At 64.4% G+C, this 24,798-nt stretch carries 22 protein-coding genes and 1 tRNA gene; 6 read left to right on the forward strand and 17 right to left on the reverse strand.

The annotated features are described in order from the left end of the window. Positions 1–211: 211 nt before the first annotated feature. The 4 genes from acpS to rpoZ all read right to left on the reverse strand — a co-directional run bounded on the left by acpS (position 212) and on the right by rpoZ (position 4,306). Positions 212–631 (reverse strand): holo-ACP synthase, encoded by a 420-nt coding sequence (acpS, locus tag ABIA42_RS16525; RefSeq protein WP_271529417.1) that lies wholly within the window; start codon positions 629–631, stop codon positions 212–214. Further along, positions 628–1,380: a pyridoxine 5'-phosphate synthase gene (locus ABIA42_RS16530; protein ID WP_271529418.1), complete on the reverse strand. Its 753-nt coding sequence runs from the start codon at positions 1,378–1,380 to the stop codon at positions 628–630. Before ABIA42_RS16530 ends, acpS begins: the two co-directional genes overlap by 4 nt. Positions 1,381–1,425: 45 nt before the next feature. Further along, a complete protein-coding gene (locus tag ABIA42_RS16535; RefSeq protein WP_271529419.1) occupies positions 1,426–3,708 on the reverse strand; it encodes a bifunctional (p)ppGpp synthetase/guanosine-3',5'-bis(diphosphate) 3'-pyrophosphohydrolase in 2,283 nt (760 codons plus the stop codon). Positions 3,709–3,913: 205 nt separating this feature from the next. Then, positions 3,914–4,306 (reverse strand): DNA-directed RNA polymerase subunit omega, encoded by a 393-nt coding sequence (rpoZ, locus tag ABIA42_RS16540; RefSeq protein WP_007603391.1) that lies wholly within the window; start codon positions 4,304–4,306, stop codon positions 3,914–3,916. Positions 4,307–4,635: 329 nt separating this feature from the next. Between rpoZ and ABIA42_RS16545 the strand changes: the two genes are divergently transcribed. Next, positions 4,636–5,280, forward strand: coding sequence for an NYN domain-containing protein (locus ABIA42_RS16545; RefSeq protein ID WP_028179699.1), 645 nt, complete (start codon positions 4,636–4,638; stop codon positions 5,278–5,280). Beyond that, positions 5,261–5,935: a uracil-DNA glycosylase gene (locus tag ABIA42_RS16550; RefSeq protein ID WP_370123202.1), complete on the forward strand. Its 675-nt coding sequence runs from the start codon at positions 5,261–5,263 to the stop codon at positions 5,933–5,935. The genes ABIA42_RS16545 and ABIA42_RS16550 overlap by 20 nt, the downstream gene beginning before the upstream one ends. An 81-nt stretch (positions 5,936–6,016) precedes the next feature. Here the strand turns inward: ABIA42_RS16550 and ABIA42_RS16555 are convergent, their stop codons facing one another. The 4 genes from ABIA42_RS16555 to dapA all read right to left on the reverse strand — a co-directional run bounded on the left by ABIA42_RS16555 (position 6,017) and on the right by dapA (position 8,495). After that, on the reverse strand, positions 6,017–6,598 hold the full coding sequence (locus ABIA42_RS16555) for a peroxiredoxin (RefSeq protein ID WP_271529421.1): 582 nt from the start codon (positions 6,596–6,598) through the stop codon (positions 6,017–6,019). 4 nt (positions 6,599–6,602) lie between these two features. Then, positions 6,603–7,076: an SsrA-binding protein SmpB gene (smpB, locus tag ABIA42_RS16560; RefSeq protein ID WP_370123198.1), complete on the reverse strand. Its 474-nt coding sequence runs from the start codon at positions 7,074–7,076 to the stop codon at positions 6,603–6,605. Between the two features lie 61 nt (positions 7,077–7,137). Further along, positions 7,138–7,548, reverse strand: a complete 411-nt coding sequence (mscL, locus tag ABIA42_RS16565) for a large conductance mechanosensitive channel protein MscL (RefSeq protein ID WP_370124079.1) — start codon at positions 7,546–7,548, stop codon at positions 7,138–7,140. A gap of 56 nt (positions 7,549–7,604) precedes the next feature. Further along, positions 7,605–8,495, reverse strand: coding sequence for a 4-hydroxy-tetrahydrodipicolinate synthase (gene dapA / locus ABIA42_RS16570; RefSeq protein ID WP_028179703.1), 891 nt, complete (start codon positions 8,493–8,495; stop codon positions 7,605–7,607). A gap of 281 nt (positions 8,496–8,776) precedes the next feature. On the opposite strand from dapA, the gene ABIA42_RS16575 reads away from it, so the two are divergent. Next, on the forward strand, positions 8,777–11,191 hold the full coding sequence (locus tag ABIA42_RS16575) for a transglycosylase SLT domain-containing protein (RefSeq protein WP_370124076.1): 2,415 nt from the start codon (positions 8,777–8,779) through the stop codon (positions 11,189–11,191). Positions 11,192–11,670: 479 nt separating this feature from the next. Here the strand turns inward: ABIA42_RS16575 and ABIA42_RS16580 are convergent, their stop codons facing one another. Beyond that, a complete protein-coding gene (locus ABIA42_RS16580; RefSeq protein WP_370123194.1) occupies positions 11,671–13,206 on the reverse strand; it encodes a porin in 1,536 nt (511 codons plus the stop codon). Positions 13,207–14,041: 835 nt separating this feature from the next. On the opposite strand from ABIA42_RS16580, the gene ABIA42_RS16585 reads away from it, so the two are divergent. After that, a tRNA-Ser gene (locus ABIA42_RS16585) sits at positions 14,042–14,134 on the forward strand. 434 nt (positions 14,135–14,568) lie between these two features. On the opposite strand, the gene ABIA42_RS16590 is transcribed toward ABIA42_RS16585, so the two are convergent. The 8 genes from ABIA42_RS16590 to ABIA42_RS16625 form a co-directional block, all read right to left on the reverse strand. Further along, positions 14,569–14,835: a hypothetical protein gene (locus ABIA42_RS16590; RefSeq protein ID WP_370123191.1), complete on the reverse strand. Its 267-nt coding sequence runs from the start codon at positions 14,833–14,835 to the stop codon at positions 14,569–14,571. Positions 14,836–16,371: 1,536 nt separating this feature from the next. Beyond that, positions 16,372–17,850 carry an Asp-tRNA(Asn)/Glu-tRNA(Gln) amidotransferase subunit GatB gene (gatB, locus tag ABIA42_RS16595; protein ID WP_370123188.1) on the reverse strand — a complete coding sequence of 493 codons (1,479 nt, stop codon included), beginning with the start codon at positions 17,848–17,850 and terminating at the stop codon, positions 16,372–16,374. Further along, a complete protein-coding gene (locus ABIA42_RS16600; protein WP_370123185.1) occupies positions 17,847–18,149 on the reverse strand; it encodes a hypothetical protein in 303 nt (100 codons plus the stop codon). Before ABIA42_RS16600 ends, gatB begins: the two co-directional genes overlap by 4 nt. Further along, positions 18,140–19,615, reverse strand: coding sequence for an Asp-tRNA(Asn)/Glu-tRNA(Gln) amidotransferase subunit GatA (gene gatA / locus ABIA42_RS16605; RefSeq protein ID WP_370123182.1), 1,476 nt, complete (start codon positions 19,613–19,615; stop codon positions 18,140–18,142). The genes ABIA42_RS16600 and gatA overlap by 10 nt, the downstream gene beginning before the upstream one ends. After that, complete coding sequence (locus ABIA42_RS16610) at positions 19,612–19,824, reverse strand: hypothetical protein (protein WP_027547180.1); 213 nt, start codon at positions 19,822–19,824, stop codon at positions 19,612–19,614. Before ABIA42_RS16610 ends, gatA begins: the two co-directional genes overlap by 4 nt. 78 nt (positions 19,825–19,902) lie before the next feature. Then, complete coding sequence (gene gatC / locus ABIA42_RS16615; RefSeq protein ID WP_008548395.1) at positions 19,903–20,190, reverse strand: Asp-tRNA(Asn)/Glu-tRNA(Gln) amidotransferase subunit GatC; 288 nt, start codon at positions 20,188–20,190, stop codon at positions 19,903–19,905. Between the two features lie 139 nt (positions 20,191–20,329). Further along, positions 20,330–21,406 (reverse strand): NAD(P)H-dependent flavin oxidoreductase, encoded by a 1,077-nt coding sequence (locus ABIA42_RS16620; RefSeq protein WP_370123179.1) that lies wholly within the window; start codon positions 21,404–21,406, stop codon positions 20,330–20,332. Positions 21,407–21,595: 189 nt separating this feature from the next. Beyond that, positions 21,596–22,573 (reverse strand): NAD(P)H-dependent flavin oxidoreductase, encoded by a 978-nt coding sequence (locus ABIA42_RS16625; RefSeq protein ID WP_370123176.1) that lies wholly within the window; start codon positions 22,571–22,573, stop codon positions 21,596–21,598. 97 nt (positions 22,574–22,670) lie between these two features. On the opposite strand from ABIA42_RS16625, the gene ABIA42_RS16630 reads away from it, so the two are divergent. Together ABIA42_RS16630 and ABIA42_RS16635 are read left to right on the forward strand one after the other, a co-directional pair. After that, a complete protein-coding gene (locus ABIA42_RS16630) occupies positions 22,671–23,561 on the forward strand; it encodes a LysR family transcriptional regulator (RefSeq protein ID WP_370123173.1) in 891 nt (296 codons plus the stop codon). A gap of 185 nt (positions 23,562–23,746) precedes the next feature. Further along, on the forward strand, positions 23,747–24,682 hold the full coding sequence (locus ABIA42_RS16635; protein WP_271529431.1) for a cyclase family protein: 936 nt from the start codon (positions 23,747–23,749) through the stop codon (positions 24,680–24,682). Positions 24,683–24,798: the final 116 nt, after the last annotated feature.

Consider the following 24,798-nt stretch of genomic DNA (forward strand, 5'->3'; position numbering starts at 1 on the left):
CCTGGCGCGAACAGCCCATTGCTTCGCGGCCCATGGAGATTGTCCTGATTCTGATAGTGAGGGCCAATTCCGGCGTAAAGCCGAATTCGCCCAAGCTGATTTGCGACGGCGGACTTTTAGACGGTTGTCGGAGGCCACGCAATCAAGGATCGCATCAAAACTGCTTAAGATATTGATTTCACATACGAATTATAAAATAGAACGGATATCCTCAGGGCTTCGCAGGTGGCACGGCGGAAATGATGACAAAGGCCTGCGCCAGCGGCCAGTCGTCGGTGATCGAAACGTCGATCCGCGCCTCGAATCCGTCCGGCGTCAGGGCCTGAAGCCGGGCCAGCGCGCCGCCGGTCAGCTCCATGGTCGGCCGTCCCCCCGGCAGGTTGACCACGCCCATGTCGCGCCACCAGACGCCGCGCCTGATGCCGGTGCCGAGCGCCTTGGAGCAGGCCTCCTTGGCGGCGAAGCGCTTGGCGTAGGTCGCTACCACCATCTTCTCGTTCTTGGCGCGCCGCTCCGCCTTCGCCCGCTCGGCCGCGGTGAAGATGCGGTCGAGGAAGCGCTCGCCATGACGTTCGATCACCTTGGCCACGCGGGTGATGTCGATCAGATCGGAGCCGATGCCGATGATCATGCCCGGCTCCGGCCACGGTCCATCGCCGCGCGCATGTTGCGCACGGTCTCGCCCAGACCCACGAACAGCGCCTCGCCGATCATGTAGTAGCCGATATTGAGCTCCATGATCTCGGGCAGGGCCGCGATCGTCTCCGCCGTGGCATAGTCGAGCCCGTGCCCGGCATGGACCTCGAGCCCCGCATCCTTGGCCAGCTTCACCCCCGCCACGATCCGCCGCCATTCGGCCTCGGCCTTGTCGGTGTGGCCGTCGACGACGGCGTCGCACCATGCGCCGGTGTGGATCTCGATCACGGGCGCGCGCAGCCGTGCCGCCATTTCGATCTGGGCGGGATCGGCGGCGATGAACAGCGAGACCCGGATGCCGGCATCGTTCAGCCGCGCGATATAGGGCGCGAGCGCGTTGTGCTGGCCGACCACATCCAGCCCGCCTTCGGTCGTCACCTCCTGGCGCCGCTCCGGAACCAGGCAGACCGCATGCGGCTTGGTGGCGAGCGAGATGCGCAACATGTCGTCAGTCGCCGCCATCTCGAAATTGAGCGGCTTGGAGATCTCCGCCTTCAGCCGCGCCATGTCCTCGTCGCGGATGTGCCGGCGATCCTCGCGCAGATGCGCGGTGATGCCGTCGGCGCCGGCCTCGATCGCGAGCAGCGCCGCGCGCACCGGATCCGGATTGCGGCCACCGCGGGCGTTACGCAGGGTCGCGACATGATCGACATTGACGCCGAGGCGGAGCGGAGTTGCGGGCATTTCAGGACTCACGAGATCAGGGCGACAGGCGCATACGCAAAGCGCCTATCCATTAACACGTTCGACGCGGGCGACGACCGCCTTCGCGCGCAACTGAGCCAGGATCGCGCTCAGGTGCTTCAGATCGTAGACTTCGAGATCGATCGTCGTCTCCGTGAAGTCGGGCGAGCGGCGCTGCATGCTGATGTTGTCGATGTTGCCGTCGTGCTCGGCGATCACGGTCGCGATCTGCGCCAGCGCGCCGGGCTCGTTGACGTTCTCGACCCTGATGCGGGCCGGGAAGCGCTGCGGCGCGGAGTCCTCGATGTCCCAGCGGACGTCGAGCCAGCGCTCCGGCTCCTCCTCGAAATCCTTCAGGGCCGGCGCCTGGATCGGATAGATCGTGATGCCCTCGCCCGGGGTGACGATGCCGACGATGCGATCCCCGGGCACGGCGCCGCCGTTCGGAGCGAACTTCACCGGAAGGTCGGAATTGATACCGCGGATCGGGATCGCAACCGGGCTGCGCGGTTCCGAGGACTTCTCCTTGAACTTGGCCGCAAGCCCCTTCTTGACGCCGTAGCGCGCGATGCGCTCCTCCTTGTAGTCCGGGTACATCGCACGCGCGACGTGGGATGCCTTGATCTCGCCGCGGCCCACCGCCGCCATGACGTCCTCGATCGAAGTGCGCGCGAGCCGCGGCAGCGCACCCTTGAGCTTGTCGTCGGCGTATTCGATCTTGGCGCGTTCGAACAGGCGCTCGACGATGCGCCGGCCGAGGCCGACATACTGGTCGCGCACGGCGGTGCGCGTGGCGCGGCGGATCGCGGCGCGCGCCTTGCCGGTGACTGCGAGCGTTTCCCAGGCCGACGGCGGCGCGGACTGCGCTTCCGAGGTCAGCACCTCGACCTCGTCGCCGTTCTGGAGCTCCGAGGACAGCGGCGCGAACTTGCCGTTGATCTTGCAGCCCACCGCGCTGTTGCCGACGTCGGTGTGCACCGCATAGGCGAAGTCGATCACGTTGGCGTGGCGCGGCAGCGCGATCAGCTTGCCCTTCGGGGTGAAGCAGAACACCTGGTCGTGGAACAGCTCGAGCTTGGTGTGCTCGAGGAATTCCTCGGGATTGGCGCTCTCGGAGAGGATTCCGATGGTGTGGCGCAGCCAGGCGAACGCGTTGGACTCGCGCTTGAGGTATTCGGTCGGCGAGCCCACGCCTTCCTTGTAGAAGACATGCGCGGCGATGCCGCGCTCGGCGATCTGGTCCATCGCCTCGGTGCGGATCTGGAGCTCGACGCGCTGGTTACCGGGGCCGATCACGGTGGTGTGGATCGAGCGGTAGTCGTTCTGCTTGGGCGTCGAGATGTAGTCCTTGAAGCGCCCCGGCACGACCGGCCAAGTGGTGTGAACGATCCCGAGCGCGCGATAGCAGGCCTCGATGTCGTTGACGACGAGGCGGAAGCCGAAGATGTCGGACAACTGCTCGAAGCCGACCGACTTGCGCTCCATCTTGGTCCAGATCGAGAACGGCTTCTTGCGGCGGCCATAGACCCGCGCGCCGAGGCCCCTGTGCCGCAGATTGTTGGAGAGCTGGTCCTCGATCTCGCCGATCAAGTTGCGGTTGCGCTCGGCAAGCGCGTCGAGCCGCTGCATCACCACCGAATAGGCTTCGGGATCGAGGGTGCGGAAGGACAGATCCTCCAGCTCCTCGCGCATTTCCTGCATGCCCATGCGCCCCGCCAGCGGCGCGTAGATGTCGAGCGTCTCCTCGGCGATGCGCCGGCGCGATTCCGTCGGCACGAATTCCAGCGTGCGCATGTTGTGCAGGCGGTCGGCGAGCTTGACCAGAAGCACACGGACATCATCAGCAATGGCCAGCAACAATTTGCGCAGGTTCTCGGCCTGCTTGGCCTCGCGTGACACCAGCTCGAGCCGCTTCAGCTTGGTCAGGCCCTCGACCAGCGCGCCGATCTCCGGGCCGAAGATCTGGTCGATCTCGGCCCGCGTCGCCTCGGTGTCCTCGATCGTATCGTGCAGCAGTGCTGCCACGATGGTGGCGTCGTCGAGCTTCAGGTCGGTGAGAATGGCCGCCACTTCGAGCGGGTGCGAGAAGTACGGATCGCCCGAAGCGCGGGTCTGCGAACCATGCGCCTTCATGGCGTAGACATAGGCGCGGTTCAGCAGGTCTTCGTTGGTGTTGGGATTGTAGGATCTGACACGCTCGACGAGGTCATATTGACGCATCATGCGCGCGCGGGGCCTGGCGGGGCGCGCGACCGGCGCAGTCGGGGCCACGGCAACCGATTCGGTTGCGGCCTGCATCTGCGTGGATCTGCGGCGCCGATATACCATTCCGTCCTGCTTTCAAACGGGCCCGAGCCGGTCCGTTGTATGCATCCTAGCTCCGATCGCGCGTGTGTCCGATCAATTCAGTGACAGGCGCAGCGCCAACCGGCAACACTATGGTAACCACGAAAACGTCAACAAAAGCAAAGGCCCGAACAAGGGTTCGGGCCTTTGATAAGATCACAAGCAGTCGATGATCACGATGGAGGAATTACTCGTCTTCCTCGGGCTGCTCCTCGGGAGGCGCGAGGCCTTCCAGACCCTTCAGCAGCTCCTCTTCGGTCATGCGCTCCACGGCGACTTCGGTGTCGTCCGCATCGACGCTCGCCCCTGCGGAACCGATCAGCGGCACCGTATCCGGCTCGGGCTCGTCCACCTCGACGAACTTCTGGAGCGAGTGCACCAGCTCCTCGCGGAGATCCTCCGGCGAGATCGTCGTCTCGGCAATTTCACGCAGAGACACAACAGGGTTCTTGTCGTTATCGCGGTCAACCGTTAGTTGTGAACCGGACGAAATCATGCGGGCTCGGTGGGCGGCCAGCAGGACCAAGTCAAACCGGTTGTCGACCTTGTCGATACAATCTTCTACGGTGACGCGAGCCATGGACTGTCGCTCCGTTGTGGGTGGGACGAAATATGTGGATGATGGGGGCTAGTTATAGGGGCCGGGACGATTTCGCAAGGCCAATTTGTGATTTGGTCTCGCCAAACGGCTCTGCTAACGCCACATTGGGGCTGGGACGGGGTTTTCTGGGCTGCCATCGAGGGCAGCCCCGGGTGTATGCAAGTCCGCCATAACTATACCTTGATTGCCCCGACTTCTCCGGACTTGCGGTTTCGACGGGTCTCAGCGGCACTTTAGAACTGCGCGGCTTGCTGTCGCCGCGCCAACAAAAAAAACGATCAATCACGAACACTACGCGAGCAAACTGAATGTCACCTTCTCCTACCAACAAGATCGCGCTCTTCATCGATGGGGCCAATCTCTACGCGACCGCGAAAACTCTGGGCTTCGACATCGATTACAAGCGTCTACTGAAGGAGTTTCAGGGCCGCGGGACGTTGTTGCGGGCGTTCTATTACACCGCCATCATCGAAGACCAGGAATACTCCTCGATCCGCCCGTTGATCGACTGGCTGGATTACAACGGCTACACCGTCGTCACCAAGGCGACCAAGGAATTCATCGACGCCTCCGGCCGCCGCAAGGTCAAGGGCAACATGGACATCGAGCTTGCCGTGGACGCCATGGAGCTCGCCGAGCACATCGACCAGATGGTGCTGTTCTCGGGTGACGGCGACTTTCGCTCCCTGGTCGAGGCCGTGCAGCGCCGCGGCGTGCGGGTCACGGTGATCTCCACCATCGCCAGCCAGCCGCCGATGATCGCCGACGAGCTGCGCCGCCAGGCCGACGTCTTCACCGACCTCGTCGAGCTGCAATCCAAGCTCGGCCGCGACCCGTCCGAGCGCCCGGCCCCGCGCGACCGCGGCGAGCGTGGCGAACGCCACCACGCCCCGCAATTCCTCCAGCGCGCAACCACGATGGCGCCGAGGGGCGATGAAGACTTCGAGGAGTGAGGCGGCCCGGTCAAGCCGCCAGCCTCTCGCCGTCGTTCCCGACCGTGACTGTCCGCTCTGTCCGCGCCTGGTCGCCTTTCGCGAGGCGAACCGCGCACGCGAGCCGTCGTGGCACAATGCGCCGGTTGCGCCCTTCGGCGACATCGAGGCGCGCCTCCTGATCGTGGGCCTCGCGCCGGGAATGCAGGGCGCCAACCGCACGGGACGGCCCTTCACCGGCGACTATGCCGGCGACCTGCTCTATAGCACGCTGATCGAATACGGCTTTGCCAGGGGGACCTATCAGGCGCGTCCCGATGACGGCCTGAAACTGGTCGACTGCCGGATCGCCAATGCGGTGCATTGCGTGCCGCCGCAGAACAAGCCGCTGCCGGTCGAGATCAACACCTGCCGCCAGTTTCTCGTGGCGAATCTGGCGTCGATGCCGAACCTGCGCGCGATCGTCGCGCTCGGGCGGATTGCGCACGACAGCGTGCTCAAGCCGCTGAACCTGAAGGGCTCGCAGGCCCCCTTCGGCCACGGCGCGGTGCATCAGGCAGGCCGGTTCAAGCTCTACGACAGCTATCATTGCTCGCGCTACAACACGAACACCGGCGTGCTGACGCCGGACATGTTCCGAAGCGTGTTCGCGAAGGTGAAGGCCGGTCTCGATTAGGGCCTGATGGAGTCAGGTGGTTGTGATCCCCGCAGCTGGCTCGCATCGGTTCGACCAAGATCATTCACCCTGGCGGGCGATCTAGGCCTTGGCGGGATTGGCCTTCAGCCAGTCGAGCACGTCGCCGGCGTTCCGGTCGGGTGGAAATACCGGATAGAACACATGGGTGATCCTGGCGTCGTCGACGATCAGCGCGAGGCGCTTGATCAGCGTCAGGCCCGCGACCTCCATGGTCGGCAGGTTCAAGGCGCGCGTGAGCGCCAGCTTCTCGTCCGAGAGCACCGGGAACGGCAGATGCAGGCGCGAGGCCATCTCGGTCTGGTAGGCGTTGCTCTGGGTCGAGAGGCCGAACACGTGTGAGGCGCCGGCGGCTTTCAGCTCGGCGAACAGATCACGAAATGCGCAAGTCTGGGGCGTGCAACCGCGCGCCCCCGGGATCATGTCCCAATCGTCGACCAGCGCGATCTTGCCGGGCTCGCCGGTGCGGGGATAGGCGAACACGACGGTGCGGCCGCGCAGCGCCGACAGCGTGACCGACGTGTCGTCGGTCGCGAGCAGGCTGATCGGGGGCAACGTCAGGCCCTTGAGATGCGCGGCGCCGCCGTCGTCGGAGGGCGCGGGAATCTGGCTCCAATCGACCTCGAGCAGGTTTCGTTGGTTCATCGCGTCATCCCCTCGCCCGCATCAGCCGGCCCTTCTCCCGGCTCCAGTCGCGCTTCTTCTCGGACTCGCGCTTGTCGTGCAGCTTCTTGCCCTTTGCAACCGCGAGCTGCAATTTGGCGCGACCACGCTCGTTGAAATAGAGCTTGAGCGGGATCAGCGTCATGCCCTCGCGGTCGACCGCGCCAATCAGCTTGTTGATCTGCCGGCGGTGGAGAAGCAGTTTGCGCGGCCGCTTGGGCTCGTGATTGAATCGGTTGCCCTGGAGATATTCGGGAATGGTGGCGTTGATCAGCCAGATCTCGCCGTTCTTGGAATCGGCGTAGGATTCCGCAATTGTGCTCTTGCCGCTGCGGATCGATTTGACCTCGGTGCCGGTCAGCGCAATGCCCGCCTCGATCGTGTCCTCGATGGCGTAGTTGAAGCGGGCCTTGCGATTTTCCGCCATGACCTTGATCGGACGTTCGTTCTTATCGGCCATGTCGGGCAAACCTGCTTGTGAGATGCGCGCGGAATCTAACAGTTCGGATGAAGCGCGCGCGTCACTTCTTGAGGAGATCGCGGATCTCGGTCAGCAGCTCGACCTCGGCCGACGGCTTCGGAGCGGCCGGCGCCGCCTCTTCCTTGCGCTTCAGCGTGTTTATGGCGCGGATCACCAGGAACAGCACGAAGGCAATGATGATGAAGTTGATCGTCAGCGTGAGAAAGCTGCCCCAAGCCAACACGGCGCCTTGCTTTTTCGCATCAGCTAAGTTGGTGGCCGTGACCTTCGCCGACAAGGGGGTAAAGTAGTTCGAGAAGTCGAGGCCGCCGGTGACGGCACCGATGATCGGCATGATCACGTCGCCGACCAGCGAGTTGACGATGCCGCCGAAGGCCGCACCGATGATGACGCCGACCGCGAGGTCGACGACGTTGCCTTTCATGGCGAACTCGCGGAACTCCTTGAGCATCCGCCTGCCCTTTTCCTCGACCGCGCTCATGAACGCCCCCCGGAAAAGCTAACGCCTCAGTTGATCAGACCCGCGTGCACCATTGCGCTGCGCACGGCAACGCGGGTCGGCTCGGAGACCGGCACCATCGGCAGCCGCAGCGTCTCGTCCAGCTTGCCGAGCAGCGACATCGCGTACTTGATCGGCGCCGGATTGCTCTCGATGAAGAGGTTGTTGTGCAGCGGCATCAGCTTGTCGTGGATCGCGAGCGCCGCCTTGGTGTCGCCCTTCTGCCAGGCGGCGTGGAACTCCGAGCACAGGCGCGGCGCGACGTTCGAGGTCACCGAGATGCAGCCATGGCCGCCGTGGGCCATGTAGCCGATGATGGTGGCGTCCTCGCCCGAAAGCTGGTTGAAGTCCTCGCCCATCGCCGCGCGCTGCTGCGACACGCGAACCATGCTGGCGGTGGCGTCCTTGACGCCGGCGATGTTCTTCAGCTCCCACAGCCGCTTCATGGTGTCGACCGACATGTCGATCACCGAGCGCGGCGGGATGTTATAGATGATGATCGGAATGCCGATCGCGTCGTTGATCGCCTTGAAGTGCTGGTACATCCCTTCCTGGGTCGGCTTGTTGTAGTAGGGCGTGACGATCAACACGGCGTCCGCGCCAGCCTTTTCGGCGTGCTGGGAGAGCTCGATCGCTTCCTTGGTCGAGTTGGAGCCGGCCCCCGCGATGACCGGCACGCGGCCCTTGGCTTCAGCGATGCACCATTCGACGACCTTCTTGTGCTCGTCATGGCTCAGTGTCGGGCTCTCGCCGGTGGTGCCGACCGGGACCAAGCCATTGGTCCCCTCCGAAATCTGCCAGTTGACCAGGGAGCGGAACGCCGCCTCGTCCAGCGAGCCGTTCTTGAACGGTGTGACCAAGGCGGTGAACGACCCCCGGAACTTTGTCTTGGCTGCCATGGACTTCCTCCGTACGCGGCTATCTCTTGAGCAAGCCCCATTCATATCGGGTCTATCCTGCCGGTAAAAGGCCCGCTTCCGGGTGAGGGCAACGTTTAGGCCGCGATTTTGCCGCGGTGATGGTGCAAATCGGCCCGAGGTAAGCGGCTGTTGGTATTTTGTCCGCATATTCAATCAAACTTAGCTAGGTCTTGAGCCACTTCACTGATTCGGGGCGACGAAACGCCGTGACCTCCTTTGCTCGTGCCGCATGGCGATCCACCGGTCTGGCCGTGTGCCTGATGGCAGGGCTGTCGCTGGGCTGCGCCGCCCTCGCCAAGTCCAACGAGACGGCCGCGGAGACAGGCAAGGATACCGCGAAGCCAGCGGCCAAGGACTCCGCGAAGGGACCGGCCAAGGGCTCGAACAAGGGCTCGACCAAGGAAACAGCGAAGGAAACAGCCAAAGGCACGGTCAAGGGAGCCGGCAAGGACGCAGCGAAGGGCGCGAGCAAGGGTGGCACCCCGGCCAAGGAAGCCGCGAAGACGCCAGCCAAGGATGCGGCCGCTAAGGAACCCGCGACGGACAAGCCGAGACCCGCGGCAGCGGTCCCCTCGCCAAAATCACACCCGGCGAGCAACGGGTCGCCGCCCAAGACCGCAAAGACCGCACCCGCGCCGGCCGTGACGGCCACCGACAGGCCTACCGCCCCGGCCGCCAGACCGCTCGCAGCTCCCGTGCTGGCCCCTGCGACCCGCCAGCATGCGGCGCCACGCAAGCCTGTCATCCCGGCCGCGGTCGCGGCGACATCGTCGACGTCGCAGGCCGACAAGGACACGCTCGAGAGCGTCATCGAACTCGTACGCAAGCGCAAGGCTGGCGACGCCACCAGTGCCGCCGCCGGCATCTCCGATCCGGTCGCGCGAAAGCTCGCCGAATGGATCATCCTGCGCAGCGAGGACAACGGCGCGACCGTGGAACGCTATCGGGCCTTCATCTCCGCCAATCCGACCTGGCCGTCGCAGACCTTCCTGCGCCGGCGCCTCGAGGCCGCGATGTGGGACGACAGGCGCGACGAATCGGTCGCGTGGTCGTGGTTCGAGAACGAGTCTCCGATCTCCGCCAAGGGCCGCTTCACGCTCGCCAAGGCGATGCTGGCGCGCGGCGACCGCGCCAATGCCGAGCGGCTGGTGCGCGAGGCCTGGCGCAGCGATCCGATGTCGGAGGACACCGAGAACAACGCGCTCGACCAGTTCGGCGCCCTGCTGACGCCGGGCGACCAGAAAGCGCGGATGGACACCCTGCTCTACGGCAGCGAGACCGAGGCGGCGCTCCGCGCCGCAAAGCGCCTCGGCGCCGGCTATGTCGCACTCGCCAAGGCCCGCATCGCTGCGGTCAAGAGAGCGCCGAACGCGCGGGCGCTGCTCGACGCCGTGCCGCGCGAGCTGCACAATGACCCCGGCTACACCTTCAGCAAGATCCAGCTCCTACGCCGCGAGGAGAAGTTCGCCGAGGCCGCCCAGCTGATGCTGTCGGCGCCCAAGGATCCGGGTCGCCTTCACAATCTCGACGAATGGTGGATCGAGCGGCGCCTCCTGGCGCGCAAGATGATCGACACCGAGGAATTCCGCACGGCCTATCTGATCGCGCGCGATGCCGCCCTGCCCTCGCGCGACATCTACAAGACCGAGCAGGAGTTCACCGCCGGGTGGATCGCGCTGCGATTCCTCAACGACCCCGCGACCGCCACCCAGCATTTTGCCCGCATCGGCGTCGGCAGCGTCAATCCGACCGCGCTGGCGCGCGCCGGCTATTGGCAGGGCCGCGCGGCCGAAGCGATGGGGCGTCAGCAGGAGGCGCGCAACGCCTATGCACGCGCCGCCGAACAGTCGACCAGCTATTACGGCCAGCTCGCCCGGGCCAAACTCGGCCTACCGCAGATCGAGCTCAACAGCCAGCCGCGCGGGCGCGGCGCCGAGCGGCTTGAGATCGTGCGCGCTGCGCATCTGCTCTACGAGCTCGACGAGCGCGAGCTCGCGGTGCCCATGCTCGCCGACATGGGCGAGAACGGCGATCCCGAAGCGCTTGCGGGCCTCGGCGAGCTCGCCCAGCGCTACGGCGATGCGCGCGGCATGCTGCTGGTCGGCAAGGCTGCCCTCAACCGCGGCCTGCCATTCGACTTCTACGCCTATCCCGTCAACGGCATTCCGCAGTTCACGCCGATCGGCCCCGACGTCGAGCGCAGCATCGTCTATGCGATCGCGCGACAGGAGAGTGCGTTCAATCCGCGCGTGGTTTCGCCGGCGCAGGCCTATGGACTGATGCAGGTGACGCCGGACGCCGCCCGCTACGTCTGCAAGCGCCACGGCGCGACCTACGACCTGGGGCGGCTGAAGAACGATTCGGTCTACAACGCCGCGCTCGGCTCGGCCGAGCTCGGCGGATTGCTGGAGGATTATCGCGGCTCCTACATCATGACCTTTGCCGCCTACAATGCCGGCCGCGGCAGCGTGAAGAAGTGGGTCGAGCGTTACGGCGATCCGCGCGATCCGAAGGTCGATGCGGTCGACTGGGTCGAGCTGATTCCGTTCTCCGAGACGCGCAACTACGTGCAGCGGATCATGGAGAACCTTCAGGTCTACCGCGCCCGCTTCGGCGGCGGCACGCGCTTGCAGATCGAAGCCGATCTGCGTCGCGGCGCCGGAAGCGTGGAATGACGCTGCCCCGTTCCGATTCGCGGCCGAGCATGGGGGCGAGCGCCGCCCTCGTCAGGACCTGAGTCGCCGAGGCATAGCCGGCGACCGACCACGATCCTCAGCGAGCCCTTCCGACGCGCCCCTTGAGCGCTGCGACCGTGGCGGCCCGATCGGCCGCGCTCGCCGGTGCGCCCGCTGGCAGATGAACCGGTGCCCTGACAGATGAAGGCGTAGGTCGCTCCTGCTGCAGGGCGAAATCGTTGGGGCGCTTGTACGGTTGGGCCAGGCACCGGCGGTCTTCTCTGCGCACCCCGGTCGGAGACCGATTGCAGCGCATCCCTCCACAGTGACTTCCATCAGGTCGCAACCAAGACCGCGAAATCAACGGAGAGTGGCGGTACCAGGTCGGACCTGCCCGAGCGAACCAGACATGCGACCGGCAAAAGAAAAACCCCGGCAGTTGCCCGCCGGGGTTCTCTGTCAGGTCGTTAGACCGGAACTTACCAGTTGCGCTGAGCGCGGAGGAGCAGGGTGAACGAGTCCTGATCCTTGAGCTCATACACTGCGGTCGGCTTGGCGACAGCAGCAGCCGGAGTGATGACGGCAGTGCCGGCATACTTCTGATCCAGACGGGTCCAGTTGAAATCTGCCGAGAAGGTCAGATTCTTCACAGGAGTCCAGCGGGTGATGACACCGACCTGGCCGATATTGAAGTCCGGATTACAGCTGGTGACACCGGCCACTGCCATGACACCGACGAAACCGCCGCCGCCGCAGATGGCGTTCTTGGCCAGCGAACCAAACTGGGCCGATGCATAGGCACCATAGAGCGCCGTGTTCCAGTAGGGATCCCAGTTGTGGGTGTAAGCGCCACGGAAGCCCCAGGTCTTGACGCTTTCCTGCGAGCCGCCGGTCACGAACACCGTGTCCGGAGCATTGGCGAAACCGATGCTCTGATAAGCGCCGGCGACGCCCGTGCCGCCAAACATGGAGTACGAGCTACCCGCCAGGTTCTGGAAGTTGTAGCGGGTTGCACCATCGGTGTAGACGCCCGAAATGTTGATCGTGTCACCCGCGCCGGTCGGGATGTTCTTGATCGACAGAGCGAGCTGAACCGCCCAACCCCACTTGTCGTCGGGGTGGCCAGTGGTCTCGGTCGCGCCGTAATAGGCGACATGGTTGTCATGCGCAGCAACCGACGCCTGGAACAGACCCCAGGCCTGGTCAACGCGGACCATACCGACGAGGTTCGGCGAACGCGAGCCGCCGATGGCGTTGGAGCCGTACGAACCGCCAGCGATGCCAGCAACCGTGGCGCCCGTCAGGTTCAGATTGCCTGCCTGATAATAGGCAGTCGCATCTTCCGCCGAGAACGACGCCGTGATGCCCTGACCGAAGTCAGCGGTGTAGGTGAACTGGTTGACACCAGTGACCGTGCCGCTGCCACCGACGAGACCGTCGAAGTTGTTGCCGGGATAGTTGGTCCAGGGCGCGTCGAACTGCGACACGGCCTTACCCATCGTGAAGCCGGCGAACTGGATGAAGGCGTAGTACACACCGAGCGAACCGCCCGAAGTGCCGCCGTCAGACGGGTTTCCGACCGGGGCAGCCCCGGAGTAGGTCGTAGCACCCGTGGCGGAGCCGCTGCCGGAGTAGTTACCAGTGGTCCAGGAGAACGTCGCATCGAAGAAGGTGCGGACGACGCCGTATTCGGTCGCGGTGCGCGTGTCGATGTTGAGATCTTCACGAGCGCGCATCGTGTAGTAGTTGCTGAGACGGTTGTGCGCCCCGCCGGTACCGCTGAACTGGCCGCTATACACGCTGTTGGTGTTCAGCGCGACTTCAGCACGCAGATAACCACCCAGCTTGATGCAGGTGTCGGTGCCCGGGATGTAGTAGAATCCGGCTCCGTACAGGGAGCAGATCTTCACGTATTCGACCGCCTTGGCCTTCACGGGGAGATCGGCTGCCTGCGCTCCGCCCACGGCGATCAGACCCGCCGCTGAGCCGAGCAAAAGGCTCTTAACCAACTTCATGTTAAACCTCCAAGTTGCTCTTCAGGGAAGGTCACTGACCGGACGGCCAATTCCCAAACCCCCTCTAAATCACCGCTTCAAGTCCCTTCGCGCCTTCGGACACACCCGCATGAACGCGAGGGACTTAAGCGAAAGACCTAAACGGGACGACCTCGGGATGCCCCCCTCCGTCGCTCAGCCACAATTACCGAACGCCCTTGCACACACAACAAGAGAACGCTCCGAAACGGACCGATGAAGCGTGTTTTCCAACGGGTGTTGCACAAATAACACGTAGATGTGATCGTAACGCCCTCGCAACACATTGTTTACATTGACGTTTTTTCGACGGTTCCATTTGCCATCAAAGTTCCCCACATGAGGCGCCCAGCCGAGACATCGGCCTGGAAGGGGCTTTGAGGGGCTCGAATCGTGGAATCAGAAACGAGACTCAATGAGGGGTATCAACCGCCTCCGCGGCAGCAGACAGTCTGATGCAAGCAGGGCCACTGCTACACTTGGGGTGTGCGGCAAACACTCTTTATGAAGGCGGGATTCTGGAGTCGGGCCGGCAGCTCGGCTAGCCGAGGCGCAGGTTGCCAAGTTTCTATAGCCCCTTCTCGCGAGCCGTTGAATTTCCTAGCAAATCGGCTTCTGACATGAGCAGGGACGCTTCTATGCGCGGAACTCCCTTGCGCAGCGTGCCTTAGGTTCAGGCTTCGCGTCCGCTCGCGCAGCGCCACACTCTGGCCCGATGACAGGCCGCCTTGTGTCGAAAATCACTGGGAATATTCGAGCGAAAACACACGCTTCCAAATTGACCGGCCCGAGTAATTAGAGGCATAAGGCTCGCACCGGAGAGGTGGCCGAGTGGCTGAAGGCAACGCTTTGCTAAAGCGTCATACGGTCTCAAGCTGTATCGAGGGTTCGAATCCCTCCCTCTCCGCCACCCAGCAGCAGAATCAATCACTGCGTTCTTTCACCTGAGAGCGATCGTGAAGCCGGCGCAGTGCCTGGCCCACGGACGAGCACGGGGCGTTCAGCCCGATTCGCGTGCTCCTTATATATGTGTGCGCGCACCTAGGTACCGGACCGCCATATCCGCCAATGCGAGGGCGATATCAGCACAGCCTCGCCGGCCCAGACGTTGAACCAGACGCCGGCCTTGCGCCGGCACGGAAAGGACCAGGGCTGAATTCCCGTCTTGTGAAGACGTCCGAGTTCCAGGTCGCACTCGTCGGGAGCGATCTGGATCGGAAGCCATCGTCCATTCGTGTTTTGGTCGCCCATGCCATGCGATTTTATGCGGCGGCACGACGAGCAAACTTGATTCAGCGCAACCGGACCCACCCGTGCAAACACGGGTCGGCAGCGGTTCTCATCTCAGTGCGCGGAGACCCAGGCCCTCGCCTCGCGCTGGGCGATGGAGATCTCGGCATCCGACATCTGCCCGGCGACTTCCTGGCGCAGCGCCACCGCGTCCTTGCGGCCCTTCAACGCCGCAAGGTTGAACCATTTGTGCGCGGCGACGAGATCGACGATCCCGGAGCGGCCGCTCGCCCAATAGATCCCGCGCTCGAACAGCACGTCCGACAGCGCGCTCGCGTCGATCGGCGTTGCCGTCCCCAGATCGAAAGTACCCTGAAACATCACGCATCCCCTTTATTCTTATGCCGTCCTGCTCCACCGAGCGCGGCTCCCGTCCAAATAGCTGTTCAACTCTTCCCCATGCCGTTTGCCGGCTTGTTGGAGGCGATGATGGCGGGCAAATTTGAATGGCAGTTTAAGTATCGCGATGAAGCAGACGTAAACACGAGCGCGCGAGGCGCGTACGGGAAATTCAAAAAGTTCCTGATTTGCAGGCACTTCTGCAATTCGTCAGATTCGGTTTACCCTGAGATCTTGGGACATCGATAACCATCGCGCGCGGTGGCGCGTCTCATGCGCCGCCCCACCCTCCGTCGTCACCCGCGACCCGGTTACGCCAAGGCTTCGCCGGGGCACGCGGTCTCGGGTCGCCGAAGCTTCAGCGACGGCGACAGGCGAGTGACCTGTCCAAGAGGCAGCAGTGATCCGCGGAGAAGCTGCGTGCGCACTGGATCGGCCCGGTCGAGGCCGGGCGATGACACCGCGCACGTGGAACCACGCGCGGACTGCAGCAGGCAGCCAAACGCGCACAGCGCTCGCCTGCACCAAGGCAGCGCGGCCACGTCGCAGTCAGATCAGCGATGTCGGGGGAAAAGGAATGCCGGCAATACCCCGGCCTCATGAGAACGAGGGCGTCGGCGAACACGTCAGGACCAGATTCCACTTCGGCCCGAAGGCCTCTCGTGAAATTGCGGAGCTCCTTCCGGAGAACCGCACCGAACGAAGAAAACTCGTTTCTTCTGCCGGACCGCGAAAGAGAACGGTCCGACCGTTGACCTGATGTCTCGCCGACACCCTCTATCGTCGACCAGAACCCTCTAGGAGGCGCTGATGACGTGCCGGCTAACTGAAGCCGGCAACTTCAGAAGCGAAGTTACTTCTTCTTCTTCGCGACCTTGCGGGTCTTCTTCGCAGTCTTCTTCACTGCGCTCTTCGCCTTCTTCGCCTTCGCCTTCTTCGCTTTCTTGGCCATGTTGCCCTCCGATGTGTGAGATGGCTTTAATCGCTGCGTGCACTCGGGGATCGAATGCACTTCATCCCGAATACACCAACACGAAGAAAAAAACAGCGTCTCGCTTAAAGAAGTGTTGACGGCGCAACGCGCGTGCGCTTGGCGGGCGCGACGCAAGTGCACCGCACGACGTGCACCTGCGATCACGGAGAACAGGCGCATCGTCGACGTTCGCGACTGATGCGATTGCAGAAAAACACTATGCAGCAAGTATTTTTCTGCACGCGCGTATCGCGCGCGATCGACGCGACGATGCGCATCGCCATTCCTCCGATCACCTCGCAAGGGCGCTTTGCGGACTCTGAGTCGCGAATTTTGGCAACGAAAATATTTTCATGCTTAACGGCGCGAACGCTCGTCTGAGCGTGTGCAAGCCGCCGTTTTGCGCGAATCGCGTGACGGCGATTCGGTCGCTGCGGCACTGTCGATCGGGATGAAGTTTGCTGCCGAGGATGCGCGCGAGCGTCGCACCGAGAGCGGAAAGCGAGGCGACGAAGCATGTCCGCCACCTCGTTAGACGCGTGAGGCTAGAGGCCGAGCTTGGACTTGAGCAGATCGTTGACGCTCTGCGGGTTGGCCTTGCCGCCGGACGCCTTCATCACCTGGCCGACGAACCAGCCGAGCGACTGCGGCTTGTCCTTGACCTGCGCGGCCTTGTCGGGATTGGCGGCGATGATGTCGTCGACAACCTTTTCGATCGCCGAAAGATCCGTCACCTGCTTCATGCCGCGGCTTTCCACCAGCGCGCGGGGGTCGCCGCCTTCCTGCCAGACGATCTCGAACAGATCCTTGGCGATCTTGCCGGAGATCGTGCCCTCGCCGATCAGGTCGATGATCGCCGCCAGCTGCTCCGCATTGACCGGAGAGCCCGTAACATCCCGGCCTTCCTTGTTGAGACGGCCGAACAGCTCGTTGATCACCCAGTTCGCCGCCATCTTGCCGTCGCGGGCGCGATTGGCAAGCTTGTCGAGCACCGTCTCGTAGAACACCGCGCTCTCGCGCTCGGCGACCAGCACGCTCGCGTCGTAAGCCGACAGGCCGAAGTCGGCGACGAAGCGCGTCTTCTTCTGATCCGGCAGCTCCGGCAGCTTCGCCTTCAGCGCGTCGACGAATTCCTGGCTGAATTCCAGCGGCAAGAGGTCGGGATCGGGGAAGTAGCGGTAGTCATGCGCCTCTTCCTTGGAGCGCATCGAGCGGGTCTCGCCCTTGTTGGGATCATAGAGCCGCGTTTCCTGGTCGATCTGGCCGCCGTCCTCGAGGATTTCGATCTGCCGCCGCGCCTCGTACTCGATCGCCTGGCCGATGAAGGTGATCGAGTTCATGTTCTTGATCTCGCAGCGGGTGCCGAGCGGCCCACCCGGCTTGCGCACCGAGACGTTGACGTCGGCGCGCAAGGAGCCCTTCTCCATGTCGCCATCGCAGGTGCCGAGATAGCGCAGGATCGAGCGCAGCTTGGTGACATAGGCCTTGGCCTGCTCGGCGTCGCGGATGTCCGGTTTTGACACGATCTCCATCAGCGCCACGCCGCAGCGGTTGAGATCGACATTGGACATGGTCGGCGACCGGTCGTGCAGCAACTTGCCGGCGTCCTGCTCCAGATGCAGCCGCTCGATGCCGATGCTGACGCTGCGGCCGCCGTCGAGCTCGACCAGCACCTCGCCTTCGCCGACCACCGGCGACTTGTACTGGCTGATCTGGTAGCCCTGCGGCGAGTCCGGATAGAAATAGTTTTTCCGGTCGAACACCGAACGCAGATTGATCTTGGCGTTGAGACCGAGCCCAGTCCGAACAGCCTGCCTGACGCATTCCTCGTTGATCACGGGCAACATGCCCGGCATCGCCGCATCGACCAGCGACACATGCGTGTTCGGCTCGCCGCCGAATGCCGTCGAGGCGCCGGAGAACAGCTTCGAGTTCGAGGTCACCTGGGCGTGGATCTCCATGCCGATGACCATCTCCCAGTCACCCGTGGCGCCCTTGAGAAGCTTGTGCGTGGCCGTGCTCATGTCCTGCTCCCGAGCAGCGTGGCAGCGATCCGCTCCCACTCCGCCTGTAATGAATCCTTTGCGGCCGGCTGACCGGCCTGGCGGTACCAGTAGCCGGCATTGCCGAGATCGCCTTCGACGCGGTGCAAGTAAGCGTGCACCCAGGCGGCGTCACGGCCGTTGTCGTCCTGAACGATCTTGTGCGCGCGGTCCCAGTCCCCCTTCGCGGCCCACCAGAGACCGGCGAGCGGCGCGTTCAAATCCGGCGCGGGCGCCGCGCCGTCGAGGCTCGCGATGAACGCGGCGACATTCACCACCACCTCGCGGGCGTGTAGCGGCCGGCGGCCTGCTCGATCACCTCGCCGAGCGAGAACAGCGTCTCCTCGTCGAACGGACGGCCGATCAATTGCAGGCCGAGCGGCAGGCCCTGCGCGTCCTTGCCGGCGGGCACGGCGATGCCCGGAAGGCCCGCCATGTTCACGGTGACCGTGAAGATGTCGTTGAGATACATTTCGACGGGATCGGCACCGCCCTTCTCTCCGATACCGAAGGCCGCCGACGGCGTCGCGGGGGTGAGGATCGCGTCAACGCCCCTCGCGAAGCAATCCTCGAAATCCTTCTTGATCAGCGTCCGCACCTTTTGCGCGCGCAGATAATAGGCGTCGTAATAGCCGGCCGAGAGCACATAGGTGCCGATCATGACGCGGCGCTTCACCTCGGCGCCAAAGCCCGACGCGCGGGTGTTCTCGTAGAGCTCGATGATGTTCTTGGCCTGCTCGCGCAGGCCGTAGCGCACGCCGTCATAGCGCGCGAGATTGGAGGAGGCCTCCGCCGGCGCCACGATGTAATAGGCCGGCAGCGCATATTTGGTGTGCGGCAGCGAGACCTCGACGAGCTCGGCGCCGGCGCTCCTGAGCCAATCCGCGCCCGCTTGCCACAGCTTCTCGATCTCGGCCGGCATGCCGTCGAGCCGATACTCCCTGGGGATGCCGATCTTCATGCCCTTCACGGACTTGCCGATCGCAGCCTCGTAGTCCGGCACGGGAAGGTCGACCGAGGTCGTGTCCTTGGGGTCATGACCGGCCATCGAGCGCAGCAGCATCGCGGCATCGCGGACGCTGCGTGCGATCGGACCGGCCTGGTCGAGCGAGGAGGCAAAGGCGACGATGCCCCAGCGCGAGCAGCGGCCATAGGTCGGCTTGATGCCGACGGTGGCGGTGAACGCCGCCGGCTGGCGGATCGAGCCGCCGGTGTCGGTCGCGGTCGCGCCCATGCACAGCAGCGCCGCCACGGCCGAGGCCGAGCCGCCGGACGAGCCGCCCGGCACCAGCGTGGTGTTGCTGCCGTCGCGCCGCCAGGGATTGCCGACGGGGCCGAAGCACGAGGTCTCGTTCGACGAGCCCATCGCGAACTCGTCATTGTTGAGCTTGCCGAGCATCACGGCGCCGTCGCGCCAGAGCTGCGAGGTGACGGTGGACTCGTAGGTCGGCACGAAATTGCCGAGGATCTTCGAGCACGCCGTGGTGCGCACGCCCTTGGTCGCGAACAGGTCCTTGATGCCGAGCGGGATGCCGGCGAGCGGGCCCGCATCGCCCTTGGCGATCTTGCCGTCCGCCTCGCGCGCCATCGCGCGCGCCTGGTCGGGAGTCTCCATCACGAAGGCATTGAGCACGCGCGCGGCCTCGATCGCGCTCAGATGCGCGTCGGTCAGCTCGAGCGACGTGAAAGTCTTGTCGGCGAGACCCTTGCGGGCCTCGGCGAGCGTCAGCGATGTCAAATCGGTCATTTATTGATCGGGCTGCAGAAGAACGGAGACAGGGTCTTGTCGTTGGCCGGGTCGTCTTTTTTGGCGGCGGCTTTCGCAGCGGCCTCGATCTCGTCGAGCACGGCATTGACGGCGACATTGGGGTCGGCAGCCTTACCCTGCCGCTCCATCTTGTCGAGGTAATTCATGTAGGCCTGATAGGCCTTTTCATCGTCGCAAAGCAGACACATCGGACCACGTCCTAAGACTCTTTGATTTGACGCGTTGTCTTCGCGCGAACCGCTTCCGCTTCGCTCGAAAACGCCATTCTATTCGACGACCTTGGGCACCAGGAAGAAATGGCCTTCGGTCGCGGGCGCGTTGGCAACGATATCGTCGGCGATCTCGCCGTCATTGACCACGTCCTGCCGCTTCTTCATCTGCATCGGGGTGACCGAGGTCATCGGCTCCACGCCCTCGACATTGACCTCCGAGAGCTGCTCGACGAAAGCGAGCATGGCGTTGAGCTCGCCCTGCAGATGCGGAACTTCGTCCTCGGAAACCGCAATGCGCGCCAGGTGCGCGATGCGGCGGACGGTAGCGGCGTCGACGGACATTATATAAGGCCTCTCACGGCAAAACCCATGTGCCGTATAGCAGAGGCCGCTTTTGCGCCGCAACCGGCGCTAGCGCATGATCCGGAAAAGTGTGAAGCGGTTTTCCGAAAAGATCATGCGCAAACAAGAACCTGGAGGCTTATCCGGCCAGCGCTTTCAGGCGAGCCAAGGCCGATTTGGCGAGATCCCGGGTCAACTCGGCGGCGGGGACCTCGCGGCCCAGCGCAACGGCCTGTCCCGCCCAGAGATTGGTGAAATCCACCCTGCCCTGCTTTTCGGCGGCGGCCTTCAGCGGCCCCAGCGCGGTCGCGGCATGGGGAAAAGGCGGCGCATCCGGCGAGACCGGGCCGGCCTCGCGCATCAGGCGGTTCTGGACGCCGCGCGCCGGACGGCCGGTCATGACATTGGTGATGACGGTGGAATCGTCCCCCGCTTCAGCGAGCGCCTTGCGGCCGCCCGCGCTGACCCTGGATTCCGGACAGCGCAGATAAGCGCTGCCGATCTGCACGCCGGAAGCGCCGAGCGCGAAGGCCGCGGCGATGCCGCGCCCGTCGGCGATGCCGCCCGCCGCGATCACCGGCACCTTCACGGCATCGGCAACCTGCGGCACAAGCGCGAAAGTGCCGGGCTGTTCTGCGATCCTGTCGGTCAGGAACATGCCGCGATGACCGCCCGCCTCAGCGCCCTGCGCGATCACGGCGTCGACGCCGCGCTCTTCCAGCCAGACCGCTTCCTTCACGGTCGTGGCGGACGCGATGACGAGGCAGCCGGCCGCCTTGACCCGCCCGAGCAGCGCCTGCTCCGGCAGGCCGAAATGGAAGCTGACGACCTCCGGCTTCAGCTCTTCGACAACTTCGCAGAAGGCCGCATCGAACGGCGCGCGGTTGGCCGCGGCGATCGGCGCTGCCGGATCGAGACCATGCTCGGTGTAATAGCCCGCGAGCCGCTGCTTCCAGCGTCCGTCAGCCTCCGCCGTGAGCTCGACCGGCGTGTGGCAGAAGAAGTTGATGTTGACCGGCGCCTTCACGCGCTGACGGATGAGACCGACCTGCTCGCGCGCTTTCTCGGCCGAGATCATCGCGCAAGGCAGCGAGCCCAGCGCGCCGCCTTGCGCGGCCGCAATCACCAGCTCCGCATCCATCACGCCGGCCATCGGCGCCAGCACGATCGGAAATTCGGTCTTGAACAGATCGATCAGTCGACGGTCAGGCCACATGGTTGTTCTCTCGCGTTCTTTCTTACCCTCCCCTGGAGGGGGAGGGTCGGTTCGCATGCAGCGAAGCGAAATGCGAAGCGGGGTGGGGTGATCTCTCCACACGGGCACCGCCTCAATGGAGAGACTGTCACCCCACCCCGCTCGCGCTTCGCGCGATCGACCCTCCCCCTCCAGGGGAGGGTAAAAAGTCTACGCTGCTATCACAGAATTCCGCCGCCCTTCCAGCAACTGCTCCGCCTCCACGACAATCCGCTCGACGATCTCCGCCGCCGGTGGAATATCATGAATCAGCCCGACCGCCTCGCCCGCGATCACGGCCGCGACGTCGAAATTGCCCGCCGCTTTCGCCGCCGCATAGTCCGCCGCGACTGCGGCAACATTCTGCATCAGTTCGACCTCGCGCCCGATCCAGCGCCGGGCATGGTCGTTGACCAGACACCGTCCCGTGAACGGTGCCGGCCAGACATTGTTTCGGGAGAGATCGAAGATGATGCCGCGCACCGTGGAGCCGCTATGTGCTGCACAGATGCGCCGCTTCGCTTCCTCCGCACCGTCGGCCTCCCGGCTCGCATAGAAGCGCGTGCCGAGCAGCACGCCGCTTGCGCCCAGCATCATCATGGCGGCGAGCCCGCGCCCGTCCGCGATGCCGCCGGCCGCGACCACCGGCACGCGGCCTGCGGCGAGATCGACGATCGCCGGCACGAGATCGACGGTGGTGCGCGAGGCGCCATGACCGCCCGCCTCCGTTCCCTGCGCGATCAGGACATCGGCGCCGGCATCGAGCGCCTGTCGCGCCATCGCCTCGTCCTGCACCTGGCAGATCAGGCGTGCGCCGGCGGACTTGATCTTGGGTGCAAACGGCACGGGATCGCCGAACGACAGCATGATCGCCGATGGCTTCACGCCGAGCGCAATGTCGAGAAGCTCGGGCCGCTTGGCGAGGCTCCACGTGATGAAGCCGATGCCGAACGGCGCACGCAGTTCGGCGAGCTTCGCAGTCTCCTGCTCCAGCCACGCTCGCTCGCCATAGCCGCCGCCGAGAATGCCGAACCCGCCGGCGCGGCTCACAGCCGCGACCAGGCGGCTGCCGGCGACGACATCCATCGGCGCCAGCAAGATCGGATGCGCGATCTCCAGCAGCGTGGTCAGCGACGTCGTCATCGGCATGGCTCCTCCCCGAGCTGGACAGCGAGACTAGGCGCGACTAGCATTCTCCAGAAATGAATTGTTGCGAACGTTGCCATCTCAAAAGCGAAACGACGCCATGGAACTCAACGATCTCCAGACCTTCGCCGCCGTCGCCCGCACTGGCGGCATCACCCGCGCCGCCGAAGAGCTCAACACGGTGCAGTCGAACGTCACCCAGCGCGTGAAGGCGCTGGAGGCGGAGATCGGCACGGCGCTGTTCGAGCGCCACAGCCGCGGCATGACGCTGACCAGCGCCGGCAAGCGCCTTCTCCCCTACGCACAAAGAATGGCGGCTCTGTCGCGTGAAGCCTTGCTCGCCGCACGTGACGATGGCGCGCCGAAAGGACCGCTTGCGATCGGATCGATGGAGACGACGGCGGCCGTGCGCCTGCCGCCGCTGCTCGCCGACTTCCACCGCCGCTTCCCCGCCGTGCGCCTTTCCTTGCGTACCGCGCCGACGGCCGACCTCGTCACCGGCGTGCTCGAAGGCTCGCTCGACGGCGCCTTCGTCGCGGGTCCCATCACGCATGCCGATCTCGTCGCGACGAGCGCCTTCCGCGAGGAGCTGGTGCTGGTCAGCGCACGGCGCTGGGCCTCGATGGCCGAGCTGCGCGCAGGAACGCCGGAGTCCGGGCCGACAGCGCTGGTTTTCCGCACCGGCTGCACCTACCGCCAGCGGCTCGAACAAGTGTTCGTCGAGTTCGGCTGGCCGTCGGCCGCGCGCTTCGAGCTCGGCACGCTCGACGGCATGATCGGCTGCGTCGCCGCCGACATGGGCGTAACGTTGCTGCCGCGCGCGGTCGTCGAGCGTAGCGCGATGAACGGCAGCATCGCGATCCACTCTCTGAGCCCGGCGCACGCGCGCGTCGAGACACTGTTCATCCACCGCCGCGCGGGCCATCAAACCAGCGCGCTGAGCGGTTTTGCCGACTGCCTGAAGAAGGACGACGACGTCATCGCGGCCTGACGCGACGCAGCGTTCCACTCTACGAAATTCGTCACAAATCCATCGCGTTTCCACGCTGCCTTCCGCGGCAACGCAGCACATCAAAAAGCTTTGAAGCCCGCGATCATTCTACGTTAGGATGACTGACTGGCCAGCGCAAACCATAACGAAGCCAAACATCGGCAAGAACATCGGGAGGACTATCGATGCGCAATACGCTCGTGTTGTGCTGTGTCGCTGTGTTGTCGGCGATATCAGGAACTGCAAGCGCACAGGACTGGACCAAATCGAAATGGGGGCCGAACGACGAGGTCGGCGCCGCCAACTACATGACGCCCGAGCTCGTGGTGAAGGCGGCATCGCTGGTGAAGACCGGCAAGACCTACGCCCTCGGCATTCCCGTCACGTCGCAGACGCCCGCCTATCCGCCGCGCACCTACAAGATCACGGTGGTGCAGCCGGGACAGGCCGGCAGCCCTGGGCTTGGTCCGAACAAGGCCACCTATAACGATGACATCCTCGACACCTGGGTCGGCATCGGCAGCCAGCTCGACGGGCTCGGCCATCTCGGCGTCGAGCACGTCTATTACAACGGCAACAAGCTCGCCGACTTCGCCGATCCCAACGGTCTGAAGAAGCTCGGCATCGAGAAGGTGCCGCCGATGGTCACCCGCGGCGTCCTGCTCGACATGGCCGCCTATTTCAAGACCGACGTGGTGAAGGAAGGCACCGCCTTCAACGTCAAGGAGATCGAGGAAGCCGCCAAGCAGCAGAACGTCGAGATCCGCCAGGGCGACGTCGTCATCTTCCACACCGGCTGGCTCAGCCTGGTCGGCAAGGACGACAAGCGCTATTCGGCCGGCGAGCCCGGCCTCGGCGTCGAGGGCGCAAAATATCTGACTGGCAAGGGCGTCGTCGCCGTTGGCGCCGACACCTGGGGACTGGAGGTGCTGCCGTTCGAATCGAAGAACGTGTTCGAGGTGCACCAGATCCTGCTCGCGATGAACGGGACCTACATCCTCGAAAACATGGACACCGCCGCGCTCGCCCGGGACAAGGGCTATGAATTCCTGTTCGTGCTGGGACAGCCGCGCTGGACCGGCGGCGTGCAGGCGATGATCAACCCGATCGCGATCCGCTGACGCGCGGCCCGCGTCGCAAACGCACCGGGTGAGGGCCGTCAGTGTCTCGACAGAGCACACCGCTCCCCTCACCCGCCCCCGTGGTTCCGCTACTCCGAGAACAAGGCCCTAAAGCA

The sequence above is a fragment of the Bradyrhizobium sp. USDA 327 genome, assembly GCF_041262065.1.
Classification (GTDB): Bacteria; Pseudomonadota; Alphaproteobacteria; order Rhizobiales; family Xanthobacteraceae; genus Bradyrhizobium; species Bradyrhizobium liaoningense.

Coding starts and splice junctions, on each gene's coding strand:
- smpB (WP_370123198.1), bottom strand. CDS start 7,076: ATGGCCGATAAGAACGAACGTCCGATCAAGGTCATGGCGGAAAATCGC.
- ABIA42_RS16555 (WP_271529421.1), bottom strand. CDS start 6,598: ATGAACCAACGAAACCTGCTCGAGGTCGATTGGAGCCAGATTCCCGCG.
- ABIA42_RS16545 (WP_028179699.1), top strand. CDS start 4,636: ATGTCACCTTCTCCTACCAACAAGATCGCGCTCTTCATCGATGGGGCC.
- ABIA42_RS16575 (WP_370124076.1), top strand. CDS start 8,777: ATGGCAGGGCTGTCGCTGGGCTGCGCCGCCCTCGCCAAGTCCAACGAG.
- ABIA42_RS16625 (WP_370123176.1), bottom strand. CDS start 22,573: ATGCCGATGACGACGTCGCTGACCACGCTGCTGGAGATCGCGCATCCG.
- ABIA42_RS16590 (WP_370123191.1), bottom strand. CDS start 14,835: ATGTTTCAGGGTACTTTCGATCTGGGGACGGCAACGCCGATCGACGCG.
- ABIA42_RS16580 (WP_370123194.1), bottom strand. CDS start 13,206: ATGAAGTTGGTTAAGAGCCTTTTGCTCGGCTCAGCGGCGGGTCTGATC.
- ABIA42_RS16530 (WP_271529418.1), bottom strand. CDS start 1,380: ATGCCCGCAACTCCGCTCCGCCTCGGCGTCAATGTCGATCATGTCGCG.
- ABIA42_RS16535 (WP_271529419.1), bottom strand. CDS start 3,708: ATGGTATATCGGCGCCGCAGATCCACGCAGATGCAGGCCGCAACCGAA.
- ABIA42_RS16550 (WP_370123202.1), top strand. CDS start 5,261: ATGAAGACTTCGAGGAGTGAGGCGGCCCGGTCAAGCCGCCAGCCTCTC.
- ABIA42_RS16610 (WP_027547180.1), bottom strand. CDS start 19,824: ATGTGTCTGCTTTGCGACGATGAAAAGGCCTATCAGGCCTACATGAAT.
- ABIA42_RS16630 (WP_370123173.1), top strand. CDS start 22,671: ATGGAACTCAACGATCTCCAGACCTTCGCCGCCGTCGCCCGCACTGGC.
- gatA (WP_370123182.1), bottom strand. CDS start 19,615: ATGACCGATTTGACATCGCTGACGCTCGCCGAGGCCCGCAAGGGTCTC.
- gatB (WP_370123188.1), bottom strand. CDS start 17,850: ATGAGCACGGCCACGCACAAGCTTCTCAAGGGCGCCACGGGTGACTGG.
- ABIA42_RS16635 (WP_271529431.1), top strand. CDS start 23,747: ATGCGCAATACGCTCGTGTTGTGCTGTGTCGCTGTGTTGTCGGCGATA.
- gatC (WP_008548395.1), bottom strand. CDS start 20,190: ATGTCCGTCGACGCCGCTACCGTCCGCCGCATCGCGCACCTGGCGCGC.
- rpoZ (WP_007603391.1), bottom strand. CDS start 4,306: ATGGCTCGCGTCACCGTAGAAGATTGTATCGACAAGGTCGACAACCGG.
- dapA (WP_028179703.1), bottom strand. CDS start 8,495: ATGGCAGCCAAGACAAAGTTCCGGGGGTCGTTCACCGCCTTGGTCACA.
- mscL (WP_370124079.1), bottom strand. CDS start 7,548: ATGCTCAAGGAGTTCCGCGAGTTCGCCATGAAAGGCAACGTCGTCGAC.
- ABIA42_RS16620 (WP_370123179.1), bottom strand. CDS start 21,406: ATGTGGCCTGACCGTCGACTGATCGATCTGTTCAAGACCGAATTTCCG.
- acpS (WP_271529417.1), bottom strand. CDS start 631: ATGATCATCGGCATCGGCTCCGATCTGATCGACATCACCCGCGTGGCC.